The sequence below is a fragment of the Bradyrhizobium cajani genome (genome assembly GCF_009759665.1).
GTDB lineage: Bacteria > Pseudomonadota > Alphaproteobacteria > Rhizobiales > Xanthobacteraceae > Bradyrhizobium > Bradyrhizobium cajani.
Genome location: NZ_WQNE01000001.1, coordinates 243,147 through 262,442, shown reverse-complemented (window position 1 = coordinate 262,442; position 19,296 = coordinate 243,147). Strand labels below are relative to the sequence as shown.

At 64.4% G+C, this 19,296-nt stretch carries 20 protein-coding genes; 10 read left to right on the top strand and 10 right to left on the bottom strand.

The window, feature by feature from the left end; all coding sequences use genetic code 11:
• Positions 1 to 27: 27 nt before the first annotated feature.
• From GPL20_RS01215 to GPL20_RS01200, 4 genes are all read right to left on the bottom strand, one after another.
• Positions 28 to 1,053 carry an ABC transporter permease gene (locus tag GPL20_RS01215; protein WP_254125003.1) on the bottom strand — a complete coding sequence of 342 codons (1,026 nt, stop codon included), beginning with the start codon at positions 1,051 to 1,053 and terminating at the stop codon, positions 28 to 30.
• Positions 1,050 to 2,567, bottom strand: a complete 1,518-nt coding sequence (locus GPL20_RS01210; protein WP_157326972.1) for a sugar ABC transporter ATP-binding protein — start codon at positions 2,565 to 2,567, stop codon at positions 1,050 to 1,052. Before GPL20_RS01210 ends, GPL20_RS01215 begins: the two co-directional genes overlap by 4 nt.
• Positions 2,568 to 2,597: 30 nt before the next feature.
• Positions 2,598 to 3,551 carry a sugar-binding protein gene (locus GPL20_RS01205; protein ID WP_157326971.1) on the bottom strand — a complete coding sequence of 318 codons (954 nt, stop codon included), beginning with the start codon at positions 3,549 to 3,551 and terminating at the stop codon, positions 2,598 to 2,600.
• Between the two features lie 500 nt (positions 3,552 to 4,051).
• Complete coding sequence (locus GPL20_RS01200; protein ID WP_157326970.1) at positions 4,052 to 4,624, bottom strand: YybH family protein; 573 nt, start codon at positions 4,622 to 4,624, stop codon at positions 4,052 to 4,054.
• Between the two features lie 79 nt (positions 4,625 to 4,703).
• Here GPL20_RS01200 and GPL20_RS40075 point away from each other — a divergent pair, with 79 nt between their 5' ends.
• The 5 genes from GPL20_RS40075 (at position 4,704) to GPL20_RS01180 (ending at position 9,387) form a co-directional block, all read left to right on the top strand.
• On the top strand, positions 4,704 to 5,015 hold the full coding sequence (locus GPL20_RS40075) for a LysR family transcriptional regulator (RefSeq protein ID WP_309143200.1): 312 nt from the start codon (positions 4,704 to 4,706) through the stop codon (positions 5,013 to 5,015).
• A complete protein-coding gene (locus GPL20_RS01195; RefSeq protein WP_309143199.1) occupies positions 5,012 to 5,668 on the top strand; it encodes a LysR substrate-binding domain-containing protein in 657 nt (218 codons plus the stop codon). Before GPL20_RS40075 ends, GPL20_RS01195 begins: the two co-directional genes overlap by 4 nt.
• A gap of 150 nt (positions 5,669 to 5,818) precedes the next feature.
• Positions 5,819 to 7,273 (top strand): GH1 family beta-glucosidase, encoded by a 1,455-nt coding sequence (locus tag GPL20_RS01190; protein ID WP_157326969.1) that lies wholly within the window; start codon positions 5,819 to 5,821, stop codon positions 7,271 to 7,273.
• 231 nt (positions 7,274 to 7,504) lie between these two features.
• The gene (locus tag GPL20_RS01185) at positions 7,505 to 8,737 is read left to right on the top strand and encodes an acetyl-CoA C-acetyltransferase (RefSeq protein ID WP_157326968.1); all 1,233 of its coding nucleotides are present in this window, start codon (positions 7,505 to 7,507) and stop codon (positions 8,735 to 8,737) included.
• Between the two features lie 347 nt (positions 8,738 to 9,084).
• Positions 9,085 to 9,387 (top strand): HU family DNA-binding protein, encoded by a 303-nt coding sequence (locus GPL20_RS01180; RefSeq protein WP_157326967.1) that lies wholly within the window; start codon positions 9,085 to 9,087, stop codon positions 9,385 to 9,387.
• A gap of 70 nt (positions 9,388 to 9,457) precedes the next feature.
• Here the strand turns inward: GPL20_RS01180 and GPL20_RS38615 are convergent, their stop codons facing one another.
• The 5 genes from GPL20_RS38615 to GPL20_RS01160 all read right to left on the bottom strand — a co-directional run bounded on the left by GPL20_RS38615 (position 9,458) and on the right by GPL20_RS01160 (position 13,488).
• Positions 9,458 to 9,613 carry a hypothetical protein gene (locus tag GPL20_RS38615; RefSeq protein ID WP_167532838.1) on the bottom strand — a complete coding sequence of 52 codons (156 nt, stop codon included), beginning with the start codon at positions 9,611 to 9,613 and terminating at the stop codon, positions 9,458 to 9,460.
• A gap of 4 nt (positions 9,614 to 9,617) precedes the next feature.
• Positions 9,618 to 12,023: an endopeptidase La gene (lon, locus tag GPL20_RS01175; RefSeq protein ID WP_157326966.1), complete on the bottom strand. Its 2,406-nt coding sequence runs from the start codon at positions 12,021 to 12,023 to the stop codon at positions 9,618 to 9,620.
• A gap of 8 nt (positions 12,024 to 12,031) precedes the next feature.
• Positions 12,032 to 12,415, bottom strand: coding sequence for an Hsp20/alpha crystallin family protein (locus GPL20_RS01170; RefSeq protein ID WP_080136362.1), 384 nt, complete (start codon positions 12,413 to 12,415; stop codon positions 12,032 to 12,034).
• Between the two features lie 186 nt (positions 12,416 to 12,601).
• The gene (locus GPL20_RS01165; RefSeq protein WP_157326965.1) at positions 12,602 to 13,168 is read right to left on the bottom strand and encodes a YciE/YciF ferroxidase family protein; all 567 of its coding nucleotides are present in this window, start codon (positions 13,166 to 13,168) and stop codon (positions 12,602 to 12,604) included.
• Positions 13,169 to 13,281: 113 nt separating this feature from the next.
• Positions 13,282 to 13,488, bottom strand: a complete 207-nt coding sequence (locus GPL20_RS01160; protein ID WP_157326964.1) for a hypothetical protein — start codon at positions 13,486 to 13,488, stop codon at positions 13,282 to 13,284.
• An 89-nt stretch (positions 13,489 to 13,577) separates the two neighbouring features.
• Between GPL20_RS01160 and GPL20_RS01155 the strand changes: the two genes are divergently transcribed.
• From GPL20_RS01155 to GPL20_RS01145, 3 genes are all read left to right on the top strand, one after another.
• Positions 13,578 to 14,204, top strand: a complete 627-nt coding sequence (locus GPL20_RS01155; protein ID WP_157326963.1) for a MarC family protein — start codon at positions 13,578 to 13,580, stop codon at positions 14,202 to 14,204.
• Positions 14,205 to 14,381: 177 nt separating this feature from the next.
• Positions 14,382 to 15,035, top strand: coding sequence for a class II aldolase/adducin family protein (locus GPL20_RS01150; RefSeq protein ID WP_205751126.1), 654 nt, complete (start codon positions 14,382 to 14,384; stop codon positions 15,033 to 15,035).
• An 11-nt stretch (positions 15,036 to 15,046) separates the two neighbouring features.
• Positions 15,047 to 16,834, top strand: coding sequence for a chloride channel protein (locus GPL20_RS01145; protein WP_254125001.1), 1,788 nt, complete (start codon positions 15,047 to 15,049; stop codon positions 16,832 to 16,834).
• A 151-nt stretch (positions 16,835 to 16,985) separates the two neighbouring features.
• Here the strand turns inward: GPL20_RS01145 and GPL20_RS01140 are convergent, their stop codons facing one another.
• Complete coding sequence (locus tag GPL20_RS01140) at positions 16,986 to 17,243, bottom strand: DUF2798 domain-containing protein (protein WP_157326962.1); 258 nt, start codon at positions 17,241 to 17,243, stop codon at positions 16,986 to 16,988.
• A 291-nt stretch (positions 17,244 to 17,534) separates the two neighbouring features.
• Here GPL20_RS01140 and GPL20_RS01135 point away from each other — a divergent pair, with 291 nt between their 5' ends.
• Both GPL20_RS01135 and GPL20_RS01125 read left to right on the top strand, forming a co-directional pair.
• Positions 17,535 to 17,927 (top strand): hypothetical protein, encoded by a 393-nt coding sequence (locus tag GPL20_RS01135; protein ID WP_157326961.1) that lies wholly within the window; start codon positions 17,535 to 17,537, stop codon positions 17,925 to 17,927.
• Between the two features lie 1,088 nt (positions 17,928 to 19,015).
• Positions 19,016 to 19,273: a hypothetical protein gene (locus GPL20_RS01125; RefSeq protein WP_157326960.1), complete on the top strand. Its 258-nt coding sequence runs from the start codon at positions 19,016 to 19,018 to the stop codon at positions 19,271 to 19,273.
• Positions 19,274 to 19,296 lie beyond the last annotated feature (23 nt).

Below are 19,296 nucleotides of genomic sequence, written 5' to 3'. Positions count from 1 at the left end.
CACCACGGGCGCAAGACCGTCCGTCCCTCAATCCACCTTCACCCGCTCGAGCGGCGCGGCCGCCACGCTTGTCTGCCCCCGGCCTTTGGCCGGGCTCACGTGGTGTCGTCGCTGCACAAGATACTGATCGGCGAGCACGCCGATCAGAATAACCGCGCCCATCACTGCGAAGTTCAGAGAGCTCGGGATGCCGAGCAGATTGACCAGGTTTTGCAGCACCTGGAGCAGCACGGTGCCGAGCACGACGCCGATGATCGAGCCTTCGCCGCCGCGCAAGGAGCAGCCGCCGAGCACGGCGGCGGCGATGGCATAGAGCTCGTAGAACGAGCCGTGCACGGCCGGCGAGATCGAGCGGGTGTACATCGCGAACAGGATGGCGGCAAACGCGGTCAGTCCGCCGCAGATGACATAGGCCGAAATCATCACGCGCTCCGAGCGGATGCCGGAATAGCGCGCCGCCTCCTCGTTCTTGCCGACCGCGTAGAGATATCGGCCGAACACCGAGCGGTGCAGCAGCACCCAGGCCACGCCGGCGACGATGACGAGCGCCATCACGCTGTGCGGCAGCGGAAAGCCCAGCACGTTGGTGCGGCCCGCGGTCAGCCATTCCAGGGTCGGGAAGCTGGCGCCGAAGCCGAAGCCCGCGGTCGCATCCTCGGTGTAGTAGCGCGCGGCACCCCGATAGATCAAAAGACCGCACAGCGTCACCACGAAGGGCTGGATGTGCATACGGGTGACCAGCGCACCGTGCACGAGGCCGATGACTAGACCGCCTGCGATGATCGCGGCGACGGCGAGGACCCAGTTGACGTCGTGATTGACGATGAGATCGATGAAGATAACGCCGAGCAGCGCGATCACCGATCCGACCGAGAGCTCGATCCCGCCGATGATGATGACGAAGGCCTCTGCGATCGAGAAGATGCCGAACATCCCGACCTGGTTCAAAGTATTGGAGAGATTGCCGACATAGAGGAAACGCGGATTGATGAAGGCCACGACCGCGCCGACGACGAGGATCAGGACCAGAAGGCTCAGATCTTTCTTGTTCACGGCACCCTCATCTCAACCGCATGGCCGACGGCCAACTGGAGCACATTGTGTTCGCTGAACTGGCTGCGATCAAGGAAGCCCGAGATCGCGCCCTCGTGCATGACGGCGATCCGGTCGCTGACCCCGATCACCTCCTCCATGTCGCTCGAAATCATCAGGATCGCGACGCCGGCGTCGGCCAGACGGCGCAGCATCTCGTAGATCTCCTGCTTGGCGCCGACGTCGACGCCGCGCGTCGGCTCGTCGAAGATCAGGACCTTCGGACGCATCGACAGCCATTTGGCGAGCACGACCTTCTGCTGATTTCCGCCGGACAACGAGCCGACGGTGGTTCCGACGTCGGGCGCCCGGATCTTCAGCCGCTCGCGTTGCGTCCGCGCGTTCTCCGTCTCCTGCGCGGTGTTGACCAGGAAGAAGCGCAGATAGGACGACAGGTCCGGCAACGAGATGTTTTCGGCGATGGATACGTCGAGCAAAAGCCCGCAGCCCTTGCGGTCCTCCGGGATCAGGTAGATGCCGTGGTCGATCGCCGCGCGCGGGCTCGCGGCCCGGATCGGGTCGCCTTCGAGCCTGATCACGCCGCCGCGCAAGGGATCGACACCAAAGATCACCCGCGCCAGCTCGGTGCGGCCGGAGCCGACCAGGCCTGCCAGCCCCAAGATCTCGCCGCGGCGAAGCGACAGGCTCACCGCGCGCTCCGGATAGGTGTCGGTGACGGCCTCGACGATGTCGAGCACGGCCTCGCCGGGCGGGGCGGCCGGCGGTACGTAGAGCGACTTGAGGTCACGTCCAATCATCAGACGGATCATCGCCGCAGGAGACAGCTCGGCACGGGTCAGCGCACCGACCATGCGCCCGTCGCGCAGGACCACCGCGCGGTCGGCGCATTGCATCACCTCGTTGAGGCGGTGGGTGATGAAAATGATGCTGACCCCGTCGGCCTTGAGGCCGGCGATGACCCGCATCAGCCGGTCGGTCTCGGACAGCGTGAGGCTCGAGGTCGGCTCGTCCATGATGACAAGGCGCGCCTCGAGCGACAGCGCCTTCATGATCTCGACGAGCTGGCGCTGTGCCAGCGACAGATCGGCAAGCGGCGCGTCCGGCGCGAAATCGGCCCCCAGGCGGTCCAGCAGCGGCTGCGTCCTGGCGTAGAGCGCCTTGCGGTCGATCAGCCGGAGCGGCCCGCCATGCACGGGCTCGCGGCCGATGAACACGTTGCCGGCGACGTCGAGATTGTCGAAGAGATTGAGCTCCTGATGGACGAAGGCGATGCCCGCGGCTATCGCCTCAGCCACCGTGAGTGCGCTCCGCTCGGCGCCATCGACGCGGATCGTGCCGCCGCTCGGTTCGACCACGCCGCCGAGCACCCGCATCAGGGTGGACTTGCCGGCGCCGTTTTCGCCGATCAGGGCGATCACCTCGCCCGGCGACACGGCAAGGCCGACGTGGTCGAGTGCGACCACGCCGGGATAGCTCTTGCTGATATCGACCAGTTCGAGAAACGGCTCTGGCATTGACGCTTGCGGGCAACGCCCGCACGTCTCCTACTTCTTGAGCATCGTCTTCATCGAGGCCATGAAGTCGTCGACATTGGTTTTGTCGATGACCTTGCCGGGAACGATGATGATGCCGTTGGCGGGCACGCCGGACTTGTCGCCCTCGATGTACTTCGCCATCAGCTTCATGCCCTGATAGCCCCACTCGAACGGCTGCTGCACGACCGTGCCGGCGATGGCGCCTTCCTTGACGCCGCCGAGCGTGATCGGATCCTCGTCGAAGCCGATGATCTGGATCTTGTTGAGCTTGCCGGCCTCCTTCAGCACTTCGTAGATACGCGGCGTGTTGTAGGAGTAGAAGCCTACCATGCAGCTGATGTCCGGCATGGCGGCGAGGATGTCCTCGACGTTGCGCTTGGCGCGGGTCTGGTCGATCTCGTCGCCGCGGACGTCGACGAGCTCGACCTTCGAGCCCTTGATCGTCGCCTTGACGCCCTCGATGCGCTCGCGGGCATTGTCGGCGCCGGGAAGGCCGACGAAGCCGACGCACTTGCCACCGTTCGGCAGCGCCTTGAGCATGAGCTTGCCGGCGTCCTTGCCGAGATCGACGTTGGAAGAGCCGATATAGGCGATACGCTTCGAGTTCGGCGCGTCGCTGTCAGTGGTGAACAGCAACGTCTGCGAGGCGATCTTGTTGAGATGCTCGACCTGATTCTTCGGATCGACCGCGCTGACCATGATGCCGGCGGCGCCGGCCGCGACGAGGTCGTCCATCATGCGCTGCTGGACGGCAGCGGCCGCCTGCTCCGGATATTTGAGCTGGAGGTCGTAATTGGGCAGCTCGCCTTGGGCCTTCTTCACGCCGGCCTCGGCGATCTTCCAGAAGTCGGACGCGCCGTTGACGACGAAGGCCAGAACCTTCTTGTCCGCCGCGACGGCCGAGCCGGCACCCAGTGCAATTGCGAAAGCAACAGACACACCTGCAACCAAGAGACGCTTCATTATCATCCTCCCCTTAGGCGGCCGGCCCTTGATGCAGGCCAACTCTGCTTGAGCGCGAATTGAGCGCATGCCCCCTCTCGACGGTGCGCGCGGAACGGCCGCCATCCGCTTCTTTGCGGCGGTGGCCCGTCAACGGGCAATCCGCGAGGTGAAATGAGGCACGTACCTCAGCGTAGCAGAAGCCCACCACACGTGCAAATTGAAGGCGAAATTCGCGACAGGGACCGCAGCGCTCGGCGCGGCACCGTCGACCACCGCGAGGCAAGGGGGCGCGCGCGGCGTATGGTTGCATCGCAACATTTGAAGTCAGGGGATTGTCAGGGAACCTGTTCTCGACGACCCGGCATTTGGAGAGGGAAGCAAACGAGCCGGGGAGCTCCCGGCGTTCGATCCCGACAAGTTGCCAAAACTGCCGAAGCGCTCGCGCTGACGGATTGCTCATCGCGACGAAACCGCTCCTCTCGACTGGTATCCGGCTAGCGCCCTGGACCGGGGTTTCGTCATTTTTCCTCCGGCCAGCCCCGGGCGAGCATCGCTGCTTGTTGCAAGGTGATGCTTCGGACCAGCGGATCCGCATGACGGTGCACGAGTTGCCAATCCATACCGTCCTTGCGGTAGACTTCAGTCACGCGCAGCGACCAGTCTTGAGCCGCCAATCCGCCCACCTCGGCCCGCTGACGTTCGACCATCACGAGAACGACGAGCGCGTCCGATGCATAGGTTTGCAAAACCTCAAGTTCGGTCTCGCCTTCTCTGAAGTATCGCGATAGGGCAGCCAAGCGCTCTGGGCCGGCGTCGAATCCGCGGCTTGCCGGACCGCCGAAGGGCTGCATAAGTGTGAAATCCGGCGCAATGCGGACAAGCTGGGACCAGCGATCCATGTCCCCACGCATGAAGGCGGCATTCTTCTCGCGGGCGCGTTCGATGAGACTGGCTATCGCTTGGCTCCCAGGGGCCGCATCGGCCCAAAGCTGACCGGACAGCGGAATTGCAGCCGTGGCGGCCATCATCCCGCGCCGCGACATCTTTTCCTGGCATGGCCACCTGTTCAGCCCGGACGGTTTATTGGTCATTTCACATCTCCTGATCGAACGAGGAGCCCCATCCATGAAGCCTTGATCATAATGAATCCAGCGATATGATTTCAGCAATATGCTGAACCAAATTGATCTATCCAGGATTGATCTGAATCTCCTCGTGCTCTTTCGCGTGGTTCTGGAAGAGCGCCATGTCGCGCGTGCAGCCGCTCGGCTGAGCCTGACGCCGTCGGCTGTCAGCCATGCGCTCGGCCGACTCCGCCTTCTGCTGAACGATCCGCTGTTTTTGAGGACCCCGAAGGGCGTCGTTCCAACGGCACGGGCCTTGGAGCTTGGGGAGCCAGTGGCCGAGATCATCGCACGCGTCGAACGGCTGATCGGCTCGGCTGCACCGTTCAACCCCCAGACAAGCAGCCGCCGTTCATGATTGGCGCTCCCGATGCCGTACTGGGCTCAGCAATCGGTCCGCTCTTGCGATCGATCGCGACTGCGGCGCCCCACATCGACATTGGGCTGATTCACCTGATGCCTGCGCCGCGCGGTGGTGCGATTGGAGAGCCTTGGCAGCAAAATCTCGACATGCTCGAAAGACGCGAGCTCGACATCGCAATGCTGCCGCTGCCGGCGGTGTCACCGCGTTTCGAGGCGCGCAGGCTTTACGAGGAGGAGTTCGTGCTGGCCATGCGCAAGGGACATCCCTTGGCAAAAGCGCCAACCCATGCTGCATTCGCGCGATCGCAGCACCTGCTGGTCTCTCTCAGTGGTGAACCACGCGGTTTCGTCGATGAGATGTTGGCTAAGCGCGGCCTCGAACGTCGCGTCGCCTTGACTGTCCCGAATTTCATGATGGCGCTGGCCCAGCTTTCAGGGTCTGATCTGATTGCAGCATTGCCGCGCGGACTGGTGGAGCAACACGCCGGTCGTTTCGGCCTGGTCTTTGCCGAGCTGCCCTTCGCGCGAAAACCGGATACGATCCGGGCCATCGCAACCAAGGCGGCGATGAGAGACGCCGGCATCGCGTGGCTGATGCAGATTGTGGTCGGTTCAATCGGAGCAGGCCGACTAGAACCGCCACACTGAACTCGAGAGGCGTTCATCTCGGAAAAGGAACGGCAATTGTCTGCCGCGCCGTCTGCGCTAGCTGGTCTGGGTCATTCCGCACCCGCTTCTCAAATCGCCGGGAACTGTTCATTGTGCCGACCCGAAACGAAGAGAAGTGGAGCAGCATCGATGACGGACAGGGTCTCGCGCCGCCAGTTTGCCAAGCTGGCGGGAGTGTCCGCAGCCGGAATTGCGAGTCCCCTCGAGGCCAAGCCAGCAGCACCGCCGCGCGATGGAAGCGGCTTTCCGGCAGGCTTCCTCTGGGGCACGGCGACCTCGTCCTATCAGGTCGAGGGCGCGGTCAACACGGACGGGCGAGGGGCCTCGATCTGGGACAAATTCGTGCGCATCCCCGGCAAGATCGAGGATGGCACCAATGGCGACCGCGCCGTCGAGCATTATCACCGCTACAAGGAGGACATCGCGCTCATCAAGGAGCTCGGCTGCAAGGCCTATCGCTTCTCGGTGGCCTGGCCGCGGGTGTTTCCGGAGGGCGACGGCAAGCCGAACCCGAAAGGGCTCGACTTCTACAATCGTCTTGTCGACGAGATCCTAAAGAACGGTATCGAGCCGTGGCTGACGCTCTATCATTGGGACCTGCCGCAATCGCTCCAGGACCGGTTTGGCGGCTGGCGCTCGACGGAGACCTGCAAGATCTTCGGCGACTATGCGGCCTATGTCGCCGAGCGCCTGACTGACCGGGTCAAGAACGTGTTCACGCTGAACGAGAGCGGCCGCTTCGTCTTTTTCGGCTACGGCATCGGCATCGATGCGCCGGGCGAGACGCTGCCGCAAGCCGAGGTCAACCAGATCCGGCATAACAGCGCGCTCGCGCACGGACTCGCGGTGCAGGCGGTGCGCGCCCATGGCCGCCGCGGCACCAGGGTGGGACCGGCCGAGAACATCGATGCCTGCGCGCCCGCGATCGACACCCCGGAGAACGTCCGCGCTGCCGAGATCGCGCTGCGCGAGATGAACGCCGGCTACCTCAACGTCATCATGACGGGCCAATATACCGACGCCTTCCTGAAATTCGCTGGGCCCAACGCGCCGAGGTTCACCGACGCGGAGCTGAAGATCATCTCCTCGCCCGTCGATTTCCTCGGCCTCAACATCTACGCGCCGCAGAACTATGTGGTGGCCTCCGACCAAGGCGCCGGCTTCATGCCGCTGCCGATCCCGAAATCGTTCCCGCACATGAATTCGGACTGGCTGCGCGTCGGCCCGGAGACGATCTACTGGGTGCCGAAGCTCGCGGCAAAAATCTGGAAGACGGATGCGATCTATATCAGCGAGAACGGCACCTCCGGCGACGACGTGGTGACGCCCGACGGCAAGATCTACGACACCGACCGCATCATGTATCTGCGCAACTATCTCGCCCAGCTCCAGCGCGCGACCACCGAAGGCGTGCCGGTGCGCGGCTATTTCCTCTGGAGCCTGATGGACAATTTCGAATGGGTGTTCGGGCTCAACAAGCGTTTTGGGCTCTACCACGTCAATTTCGACACGCAAGTGCGCACGCCGAAACTGAGCGCGAGCTTTTATCGCAACGTCATCGCGAAGAACGCGGCGGGTGCGTAGCTCCTCTCCCTCTCCCCGTTCTTACGGGGAGAGGGCAGGGGTGAGGGGCGCTATCCACGAGTCCATCTGGCACCGCTTTTGCGGAGGCTCCCCCTGACCCGGATTTTCCGCTCCGCGTAAAATCCGGCCTCTCTGTCTGCAAGCGGGCGAGGCGGAGAGGCACCGCGCATTGACACCGCTCTCCCCCTGATTCACAACGCCCCCAACACCCATGACAAGAGGACAACGCCAATGGCTGATGCGCTGATCATCGATGCCTGCCGGACCCCGCGCGGCGTCGGCAAGGCCGGCAAGGGAGCACTCTCGGGCATTCATCCGCAGCAGCTCGGCGCGACCGTGCTACGCGCGCTCGCCGATCGCACCGGGATCGACACGGCCGATGTCGACGACATCGTGTGGGGCTGCAGCGCGCAGGTCGCAACGCAAGGCGGCGATCTCGGCCGCATGTCGGCGCTCGATGCCGGCTACGACGTGCGCGCCAGCGCCGTGACGCTCGACCGCTTCTGCGGAAGCGGCATCACCAGCGTCAACATGGCCGCAAGCTCGATCATGGCGGGCGCGGAAGACCTGGTCGTCGCCGGCGGCTGCGAGATGATGTCGATGGAGGGGCGGCGCGGCTCGGGTCCGATGATGATGGATAGCGGCAATCTGCGCCTGCGTGCGCGGCATCCGCAGTCGCATCAGGGCGTCTGTGCGGACGCGATCGCGACGCTCGAGGGCATCACGCGGGGGGACGTCGACGCGCTCGGCCTCGAGAGCCAGCAACGCGCGGCGCGTGCGATGGCGAATGGCCATTTCAAGAAGAGCCTCGTGCCGGTCTATCGCGAGGACGGCAGCCTCGCGCTCGACCATGAAGAATATCCGCGGCCGCAGACCACGATGGAGAGCCTGAGCAGCCTGAAGCCGGCGTTCCCCGCGATTGCCGACTATGCGCTCGACGACAAGGGCACGACCTATCGCGGCCTGATCCTGCAAAAGTATCCCGACCTCGACATCGACTTCGTGCACCACGCCGGCAACTCCTCCGGCGTCGTCGACGGCGCCGCCGCGATCCTCTTGGCCTCGCCCGCTTACGCCAAGGCACATGGCCTGAAGCCGCGTGCCCGCGTGGTCGCGATGGCCAACATGGGGGACTCGCCGACCTTGATGCTGAACGCGCCGGTACCCGCGACGCGCAAGGTGCTGGCGAAGGCGGGGCTGACCATCGACGACATCGACCTGTTCGAGATCAACGAGGCGTTTGCGGTGGTTGCGGAAAAATATATCCGCGACCTCAGGCTCGACCGCGCCAAGGTCAACGTCAATGGCGGCTCGATCGCGCTCGGCCATCCCATCGGCGCCACCGGCTCGATCCTGATCGGCACCGTGCTGGACGAGCTCGAACGGCGCGACCTCAAGCGCGGACTGGTCACCATGTGTGCCGCCGGCGGCATGGCGCCCGCGGTCATCATCGAGCGCCTCTAGCTTGCTTCTTCACCTCGCCCCCGTAAGAACGGGGCGAGGGAGAGCACACAGCACGACGATCTAACCCTTATTTTTCAGGGTGAATCGCGCTCCCCCTCCCGCAAAGGGGCCGGTCGTCGCTTGTCGAAAGCATCGAATCAGCTTTAGCAAGGTGGCTTGCGGGCCTTTGAAACAAGGCAAAAACCGCTGCCTGAGGCTCCTTCCGCTCCGGAAGCAGCTAAAAAGCAGGGTTTTTTGTCACAGGGGGCCAAAAAAGCCCGTAAAACCGCGACAAAACTGTGCAGAAGGCTCTAGAGCCTCTAACGGTTGGTCTAGTATGCAACCGGCAACGAATCAGAGGAGACACGATGCCAACCCAAATGTCCAAATCGCAGTTGATCGAAAAGATTGCGACCGCCACCGAGCTTTCCAAGCGTGACGTCAAGAACGTCATGGAGACGCTGACCGACGTCGGCCACAAGGAGCTCAAGAAGAACGGCCTGTTCCTGGTGCCGGGCTTCGCCAAGTTCGTGGTCATCAAGAAGCCCGCGACCAAGGCGCGCAAGGGCACCAACCCGTTCACGGGTGAAGAGATGATGTTCAAGGCCAAGCCGGCCCGGAAGATCGTCCGCGCCCGCCCGGTCAAGGCCGCCAAGGACGCCGTGGCCTGATAACGCAAAGGCCCCCTCGAAGGAGGGGGCCTTTCGATTGGGGCTGCCGCGAGGGCCCGAGACGGAGGGCTCAACCCTTGCGGCGCTTCACCCGGACCGGGACCGGCTGAAGCCGCGGTCCTGGCGCCGCCAGCGCATCGCGCACCCGGTCGATGGCGCGATCGAGCAGCTGGCGCAGCCGCTGCGTCTTCCGTGATCGCTTCGCTCTTTCCAGCAGTTTCTTCATCGCATTACTCCGCTGCCTCGACGTTGGCCTCGGCCGGCTCGAGCGCGGCGGCGATGGCTTCGTCGACGCGCTCCAGCCAGATGAATTCGAGGTTGTCCCGCGCGCTCTTCGGGATGTCGTCGTAATCCCGCTTGTTGCGCGCCGGCAGCATCACCCGCTTCAATCCGGCAGCGGCCGCAGCCACCACCTTCTCCTTGATGCCGCCGACCGGCAGCACCAGGCCGCGCAGCGAGATCTCACCGGTCATCGCGGTGTCGCTGCGCACCGTACGGTTGGTGAGCAGGGACGTCAGCGCGGTGAACATCGCAACGCCTGCGCTTGGCCCGTCCTTTGGGGTCGCGCCCGCCGGGACGTGAACGTGGATGTCGCTCTTCTCGAACAGCTGCGGATCGATGCCGAGCTGCGTGGCTCGGCTCTTCACCAGAGTCAGCGCTGCCTGCACGCTCTCGCGCATGACCTCGCCGAGCTGGCCGGTCAGGATCATCCCGCCTCGGCCGGGCACGCGCGAAGCCTCGATGAACAGGATGTCACCGCCGACGGGCGTCCAGGCGAGGCCGGTGGCGACGCCGGGAATGCTGGTGCGCTGTGCGATCTCGCCCTCGAAGCGCGGCTGGCCGAGCACGGTGGCGATGTCCGTCGGGCTCACCACGACCTTCGCGGCCGTGCCTTCGGCGACCTGCACGGCGGCATGCCGGAGCACCTTGCCGATCTCGCGCTCCAGATTGCGCACGCCGGCCTCGCGGGTATAGCCCTTGACGATCAGCTTCAACGCCTCCGGCTCGATCTCGGCCTGCCCGGCCGAGAGGCCGTTGGCTTCGAGCTGCCGCCGCACCAGATAGCGGCGCGCGATCTCCAGCTTCTCGTCCTCAGTGTAGCCGGCGAGGCTGATCAGCTCCATCCGGTCCAGCAGCGGACCCGGAATCTGATCCAGCATGTTGGCGGTCGCGATGAACACCACGCGCGACAGGTCGAAGGGCACGCCCAGGTAATTGTCCCGGAACGTCCCGTTCTGCTCGGGATCGAGCACCTCCAGCATCGCGGCGGAAGGGTCACCCTGCACGCCGCGGCCCATCTTGTCGATCTCGTCCAGCATCATGACGCAGTTCCGCGCACCTGCTTTCTTGATGCCCTGGATGATGTTGCCGGGCAGCGCGCCGATATAGGTGCGCCGGTGGCCGCGGATCTCGGCCTCGTCATGCACGCCGCCCAAGCTGACGCGCACGAAGGGGCGATCCATCGCGCGGGCGATGGATTGGCCGAGCGAGGTCTTGCCGACGCCGGGCGGGCCGACGAAGCACAGGATCGGCGCCTTGCCCTGCGGGGCGAGCTTGCGCACCGCCAGATATTCGATGATGCGGCTCTTGATCTTCTCCAGGCCGAAATGGTCGGCGTCCAGGATGCGACGCGCCTCCTTGATGTCGATCGGCTTCTCGGCGGGCAGCGCCCAGGGCAGCTCGATCAGCCAGTCGAGATAGGTGCGGACCATGCCGGCTTCGCCGGCGGCCTCGGGCATGCGCTCGTAGCGGCGCAGCTCCTTCTTCGCGTGCGCGTCCGCCTCGGGCGGCATGTTGGCCTTGGCGATGGCAGCCGTCAGCTCGGTCACCTCGGCCGCCTTGCCGTCGCCTTCGCCGAGCTGGCGCTGGATGGTCGCCATCTGCTCGCGCAGGATCGCCTCGCGCTGCCGCTCGTCGAACGTAGCGCGGGTCTTCTGGCCGATTTCATTGCTGATGCGCAGCACCTCCAGCCGTTCGGCCAGGTGCTTCGACACCTTCTCGACCCGCAGGGCGAGGTCGATGGTCTCCAGCACCTCCTGCTTGTCCTGCGGCTTGATGTCCATGAACGAGGTCGCCAGGTCCGCCAGCGCGCCGGGCGCGCTGGTGCTCTGGAACATCGCGACCAGCTCGGGCGGGGCCTGCGGCAGCAGCTCGATTGCCTCGATCGCCTGGCGCTGCAAATTCAGGGCGCGCGCCTCGATCTCGGGCGAGGTCGTGGTCGGCTCCGGAATCTGCTGGATGCGCGCAGCCGGGAACGGCGTCCCCGGCAGGAAGTCGAGGATGCGCGCGCGTTGCACGCCCTGGCAGACGATGTGATGGGTGCCGTCGGGCGCGGTGATGTAGCGCACGATGTTGGCGATGGTCGCAACCCGATAGAGGTCGTCCGGCCCGGGCTCCTCGATCTCGGGGCTGCGTTGCAGGACGATGCCGATCGGCCGCTGCTCGCGCAGCGCCTGCTGCGCGGCCGCGATGGACTTCGCCCGGCCGATCGAGATCGGCGCGATGGCGCCGGGGAACAGCACCATCTCGCGCACGGGGATGATGATCAGCGCGTCTTCGGGGATCTTCACGTCGGAATTGTTCTGGGAATTGTTCTGGGAATTGGTCTGAGCGTTATTCATCTGTTCGGTGGCCATGATCGACCTCAGGATTTGGCGAGGCGCAGCGCGACACAGCCGTCCATCACGAAGCGGCTGATGGCGTAGCGGCCAAGGGGAAGCGCGATGCGCCGCTCGAAACGGCCCTGCGGCAGCTCGAGCCGGTGGATGCGGGCGTTGCGAAGCTCCGGCGGAAGGGTGCGCTGGCCGGAAATGACGAGCACGCCGTCATGGATCACCGTCTCGACATTGTCAGGATTGACACCGGGCAGCGCGACCAGGATCAGGAGCTCATGCTCGGTCTCGAGCACGTCGATCGGCGGCTCCCAGCAGGCTTCCTGGCGGCCGAACTGCTGGCGCAGCCGTTCGGCGCGGGTCAGCGAGTCCAGGGCTTCGGACAGCATCCAGTCGAGGGGATTTTTCGGTTGCATGGCAAAACTCGGGGAAGGCGCTGCGGTTGGAAACCGGGCATATGGGGATGGTTCCCTAAATTTCCAGCATCGCGCGTTTGAGCATGCCTGCCTCTCCATTCGGAAGAGGCCCTTGCCGTCAGACGCATCGACGCCGCGGGTATGTTCCGCGGCGTCGAAGGCAACAGTTGGGCGCGGCGCGCGGCATCAGGCGGCGGCGCGATACCCTGCTTCCGCTTCGAGGTTGATCACCGAGGTGGCGAGTTCGGTCAGCGTGTGATCGGTCGCTTCTTCCTCGTCCAGCGTCTCCTGAAGCAGCCTTGCCGCGTCCGGCATGCCGAGCTCTTCGGCCCAGGTGCGCAGCGTGCCGTAGCGGGAGATTTCGTAGTGCTCGACCGCCTGCGCCGCGGCGAGCAGGCCGGCGTCGAGGGCAGGGGCGTTCTTGAACGCCTTCATGATCTCGGCGCCCTCGTCGGTGATGCCGTTGATCGCTTCGCAGGGCTTGGCGCGCGCGGGCTTGCCCAGCATCTTGAAGATCTGGTCGAGACGTTTGACCTGGCCCTGGGTCTCGCGCAGATGCTTGTTGAAGGCCGCCGCAAGATCCTTCGAATGCACGGCCTTGGCCATCTTGGGCAGCGTCTTGATGATCTTGTTCTCGGCGAAATAGATGTCCTTCAGCGTTTCCAGGAACAGGTCGCTCAGCATCTTCGGCGCCTGGCGCGTGCGGCGCGCGGCCGATTTCTTGGTTGTGCGTTTCTTCGCTCGTTTAGCCATACGTCCTCCTCTTGAGGTGACACGGGAAGGCGTCTCCTTCCTCAATCCTCAGGCGGTGAAAGCCGCTTGGAGAACGAAAGTTCCAAACAGCAGCCGGCGCTCGCGGCGATCGTTCAGGTCGGACGCTTGTAGGGATCTTCCTGCCGTTGCCGCGCCTCGGTGTTGCGGTCGAGTTGCGCGCGTTCGCCGCGCCGCAGGCGCCCGGCCTTCATCACGCCATAGGCGAGGACCGCGCCGAGCAGGAAGGCTCCGATGAACCAGAGCCAGAGCAGGTTGGCCGAGAGCTGGCCGAGCAGCATTCCGATTCCGCTGTCGCTCATCGATCGTCTCCAGTGATTTGCAAAACGCCTCTGCCGGGCTAAGTCAGTCCGCCAGCCATCGTTCCTGCATCCAGGGAGCCCAACGGAACATGATCGACTTCGCCCTGTCGGCCTTCGTGACGCTGCTGCTGGTGGTCGATCCCGTCGGCCTTGCGCCGGCCTTCCTCGCTGCCACCGGGGGCATGCCCGACAAGGTCAAGCGAACGATCGCGCTGCGCGCGCCGCTGATCGCCGCCTCGATCCTGGTGGTGATCGCGCTCGTCGGAAACTGGCTGCTCCGCCAGCTCGGGATCGGCATTCCCGCCTTCCAGATCGCCGGCGGGCTGCTGCTGTTCGGCGTCTCCTACCAGATGATCTTCGGTGACCGTCCGCATCGCGAGGCCCGTGAGGCCGACAAGGCCACGTCGGAGCATGCCTCCGATGTCGCGGTGTTTCCGCTGGCCATCCCCATGATGGCCGGTCCCGGCGCGATCGCGACCACGCTGCTGCTTTCGGGCGATGCCGGCTATGGGGCGAGGCTCGCGATCATCATCGCGGTTGTGCTCTCGGTCTGTCTGCTCTGCATGCTCTGTTTCGCCTCAGCTCACCTGATCGCGCGCACCCTCGGCCGTACCGGAAATGCCGTGCTCTCGCGCGTCCTTGGCATGCTGCTCGCGGCCTATTCGGTGCAGTTCGTGATCAACGGGATTGCGGCTGTCCGGGCGAGCCTGGCCTAACGGTGCGACAATCTGTTAATCTGTTAATCTGTTGATTTTACGGTCTATTTCGTGAAGCGGCAGAGCCGCCGGCAAGATGGCGCGCGAGCCGGTCGCTTTCGCTTGCACTGCCGCATTGCTTTGACGTACTTCCCCTCTGACAAACGTCCAAAGCCAAGAAGTCGAGATAAAATCGGGATGTCGATGACAGCGGACGAACGCGACAAGAGGCAGGCCATCATCGACGCCTGCCGCCGCATGAACGCGCTCGGCATCAACCAGGGCACCTCGGGCAATATCAGCGTCCGGCATGTGGACGGGCTTCTGGTCACGCCGACCAGCGTGCCTTACGACGCCATGACGCCCGATCAGATCGTCTTCATGGCGATGGATGGCTCGCATGCCCCCAATCAGAAGCCGTCCAGCGAGTGGCGCTTCCATCGCGACATCCTGAAGTCGCGGCCCGACGTCAACGCCGTCGTGCACGCCCATCCGACCTACTGTACAATCCTTGCGATCATGGGCATGGAGATCCCGCCCGTGCACTACATGATTGCGGCTGCCGGCGGCGACACCATCCGCTGTGCGCCCTATGCCACCTTTGGAACAGCGGAACTGTCCGAGCATGCGGTGCTGGCGCTGGAGGGCCGGCTTGCCTGCCTGCTCGACCATCACGGCATGATCGCGATCGGCAAGTCGCTGGACAAGGCGATGTGGTTGGCCGTCGAGGTCGAAACCCTGGCGCGGCAGTATCACGGCTGCCTCCAGATCGGACAACCGCCGCTGCTCCCCAGCGCCGAGATCGAACAGGTCCGCCGGCGCATGGCCGGCTACGGCCTGTCGGAAGGGTAGGCAGGTAAACGGTGTTCGCGCGCTTCAGGCATCTCGTCGATCGCAAGGGTTCGAACCGCGTCATGGTTCGCATGCGCGCGCTGCTGCGCAGCAACGAGTTCTACCTGATCCCGCTCGCGCTCGTAATCGGCACGCTTGCCGGCGCGGTGGTGACGCTGATGGCCGAGATCGCGCAGATCGCCCATGTCCTGATCTATGGCATTCCCGTTGACGTCCGCCTGTCCGCGCATGCGCGCGTCAGCCCCTGGGCGGCGCTGCTCGCGCCTGCGCTCGGCGGGCTAGTGCTCGGCATCATGGAATGGTCGCGGCGGCGCATGAAGATCTCGAACGCGGTCGACCCGATCGAGGCCAATGCATTGCGCGGCGGCAATCTCTCGATGCGGGACAGCGTGGTGGTATCGAGCCAGACGCTGATCTCCAACGGCTGCGGCGCCTCGGTCGGCCTCGAGGCCGGCTATACCCAGATCGGCTCCGGCATCGCCTCGCTGCTCGGCAAGTTCTTCAATCTCCGCCGCAACGATTTGCGCCTGATCGTCGGCTGCGGCGCCGCGGCGGCGATCGCGGCGGCGTTCGGTGCGCCGATCACTGGCGCTTTCTACGCCTGCGAGCTGATCGTCGGCGTCTACTCGGTTGGCAGCGCCGCGCCGATCCTGGCGGCCTCGCTCGCCGGCGCGCTGACCGCACAGTGGCTCGGTGGCGCGCCGTACTCTATCGAGATACCGAAAGTCAGCTCGGTCGGGATCGAGCAATATCTGGCGCTGATCGGGCTCGCGCTCATCACCGGCGGCGTCGGCATCGCCGTGATGCGCTCGTCCTCGATGTTCGAACGCCTGTTCGCCTGGCTGCCGGTCTGGTTGCGCCCGGTGATTGGCGGCCTCATCGTCGGCTCCTTTGCGATCGTCACTCCGCAGGTGCTCGCGGCCGGCCACGGTGCCATGGTGCTCGATCTCTTTCACGAGATGACGATCGGACTGATCGCGATCATCATCGCGCTGAAGCTGACGGCCTGTCTGATCTCGCTCGCCTCGGGCTTCCGCGGCGGCCTGTTCTTCGCCTCGCTGTTCGTCGGCAGCCTGATCGGAAAGTTCTTCGCCGCATTGCTGCTGCTCATCAGCCCGGACTTCGCGATCGACCCGCTGGTAGCGATGCTGACGGGCATGGCGACGCTCGGCGTCGCCATCGTCGGCGGCCCGCTGACGATGTCGTTCCTCGTGCTCGAGATGACGCGCAATGTCGACGTCACCGCCGTGGTGCTGGCCGGCTGCATCGTCACCTCGATCTGCGTCCGCTTCATGTTCGGCCATTCCTTCTCGACCTGGCGCCTGCATCTCCGCGGCGAGACCATCCGCAGCGCCAACGACGTCGGCTGGCTGCGCAATCTCACCGTCGAGCGGCTGATGCGTTCGGACGTCGGCAAGGTGCCGTCGACCACGACGATCGCCGCGGCCCGCCGCGAATTCGCGCTGGGCTCGCGGCCCGGAATCGTCATTGTCAACAATGCGGACGAATATGTCGGGCTCGTCCTGCTGCCCGATCTGTTCTCCAGCGACCTCGACACCATCGCCGACGACATCCAGGTGATCGAGCTCGCACGCCTGATCGACATCGTGCTGATCCCGGAAATGAACGTGAAGTCGGCGATGGCGGTGTTCGACGAGGCGGAAGCCGAGATGCTGGCGGTGGTCGATTCCACCGACAGCCGCAAGGTGGTCGGCTTCCTCACCGAAACCTTCGCCCGCCGCCGCTATGTCGAGGAGATCGACAAGGCGACGCGCGGCGTGCTGGGGGCGTTGTCGTAAGCTCATTCCAGCCGATCGACCTCGCGCAGCACCGGGAACAGCTTCATCCACAACAGCGCGACGGGTGAAGTGAGGAATGTGGAAGCTTGATCCAAGTGGTGAGCAATCTGGAAGCGGGGCGGCGTGCTCCATGCGCCGCCGTCCGCGCCTTCTATCGGCCTGGTTGAGATGGAGAGGCGACGAGGCAGGCCACGATCCGGCGGACCAGTGGCAGCACCATCAGCAGCGTTGGAAAGGCGACGAGCCATGATAAGGCCCAGGCGCCCGGCCAGGTCGCGAGGAACGCCGGCGTTGCACCGAGGCTCCGAAGCGTCGAAATGACCGACACCACCGCCGTCATGAGGATGGACAGCACGAATGGCATCACGATCGGCGCATAGCGCGCCGGCAGTTTGCGAACCGCAATCATCTGATTTCTCTTGAGGAAAAGGACGCGTCAGTCACGTTGAACCCTTGAAATCGGCATCGATCCCGACGGCGTCGGTTGATGCGTTGGTTCACGTGAAACGCTTACGGCGACCGAAAAACGGCGCGGCTGTTCATTAACCGCTCAGGTTGGATGGTTCAAGCTGGATCCGATCGTTCGGTTTACAATCGTTCAAAGCGTGGCAGTTTGCCGCGATCATGAAACCATTTCAGTGATTTGCACGTTGATCGTGGTTTGCATATCTCTTTTGGGCGAGAACAGAGGAAGATCGAGATGAGTGTTAGACCCATGATTTCCGGAGCCGGCCGCAATAGTTTGCTGGTCGCGTTCGCAAGCCTCGCCCTTGTTACGGCCTCTACCGCGCCTTCGGCCGCGAGCTCGTCCACGCCGCCTGCCAAGGCGGTTGCCGCAGGTCCGGCGGCGTCGGACGTCACCGATTTCAGCGCCGCTCGCCGCCACCGCTACTATCGGCGCGGGCCGAACGCGGCAGGCCTCGCCTTCATGGGCGCGGCAGTGGGCCTTATCGGCGGTGCAATCGCAGAGAGTCGGCGCCAAGAGTATTACGAGAACCGCTATTATTACGGCCCGCGTCCCTACTACGGCGGTCCGGGCTATTACGGCGGCGATCCCTACTATGGCCAGCGTTATTACTACCAGCCATACTAGGCGGCCTTTTCGCCTAAGCCTGGATCTCGATCAGCGGGCCATGCTGCGGGAAGCCTCCTGAATACAAGAGGGGCGGTGCTTTGCACCGCCCCTCTTGGCGTTTCCAGGTTGGAGATCGCCATGCCGTCGCTGTTTCGTCCGTCTGTCAAGCTGGGTGCGCAAATATATTCCGCTTTACCGAAATTCGGAATTGGCGTATGTGTCGCCTATCCCGGCTCACCCTTGAGGGGCGATCTTTGTCGTGATGGTCGCAGGGCCGGGCCTGCGGTGGACGCGGCAGCGTCGGGCGCGAGAGGTCAAGGGCAGGGCGGATTGCTCTCCGTGAGCGCGAGACCGCGCGCGGACGAACGGCGCTGTCAGATTCGTCTCGCCTGTAAGTTTCCAGCCTGGTCGACAGGGCTGGGAAAACTGCGGCGAACAGCGGGCCGTGCGTACGGCAAAACCGTGTGGTCCTGGCCGTCGTTGCTACGGTCAAGCCCTGGCGGATGCGGCAGTCGCGTCAACCGGCGCGGTGCCGGCGACTTTCGCCGGGGCGAGGGAGGCCAGAAGGAACTCGGCTCCCGGGAGAGCACGGCATAAGCCGTCCAACCACTGCGCAGGGAAGGCCGTGTGTTGGGCTTCACCTGTATGCTGCTGTGCGGTTTCTCTGCGCTACATCTCGCGCAGCGGACCGCGGGTGCTAGCTGGCACCCGGCCTTCCCTGCGCCCTCTTGGATCAAGAGGGTGGCGCGACGAAGCAAAGCTCGGGCGAAACGCGCCGCGAGGATGCGTGTCTACGGGTTGAGATGCGAATTTGAGAATGGCGATGTGGCTTCATACTCCGTCATTGCGAGCGCAGCGAAGCAATCCAGACTGTCTCCGTGGAAAGACTCTGGATTGCTTCGCTGAGCCTGTCATCGGGCCGCGCTCCGCGCGGACCCGTTGGCTCGCAATGACGGTGTTGATGCAGTTGCTCTTTCAAGGCTAATTCGGGTCGGGGCTGGAGCCCGCGCATGCCGGCTAAATATTCGGCAATTGCGCCCTTGGCGCCGATGGACTTGCCCCTCGCAATCCGGTTCAATGGCGAACTGGTTTTCTAGGCGACAACGATGTCGAGATATCTGCTGGTCCTTCTCCTGATCGCCTCTCCGGCGGCGGCGCAAGTCAAGTTGGCGCCGAAGACCACGGTGGCGCAACCCGATCCCTGTGTCCCGATCGGGCGTACGGCGGATGGAAAGCTGGTCTATTCCACGAAATGCGAGAACCTGCCGGCGCCTGCGCCGCTGCCGCAGGCGGAACTGAAGGAGGCGCCCGCCCCGGCCGCCGAGCCGGAGCCGGAGGTGCGGCGGAGCGGCATTTTCGGCTGATCCTACGATCGCAGGTGACTGGC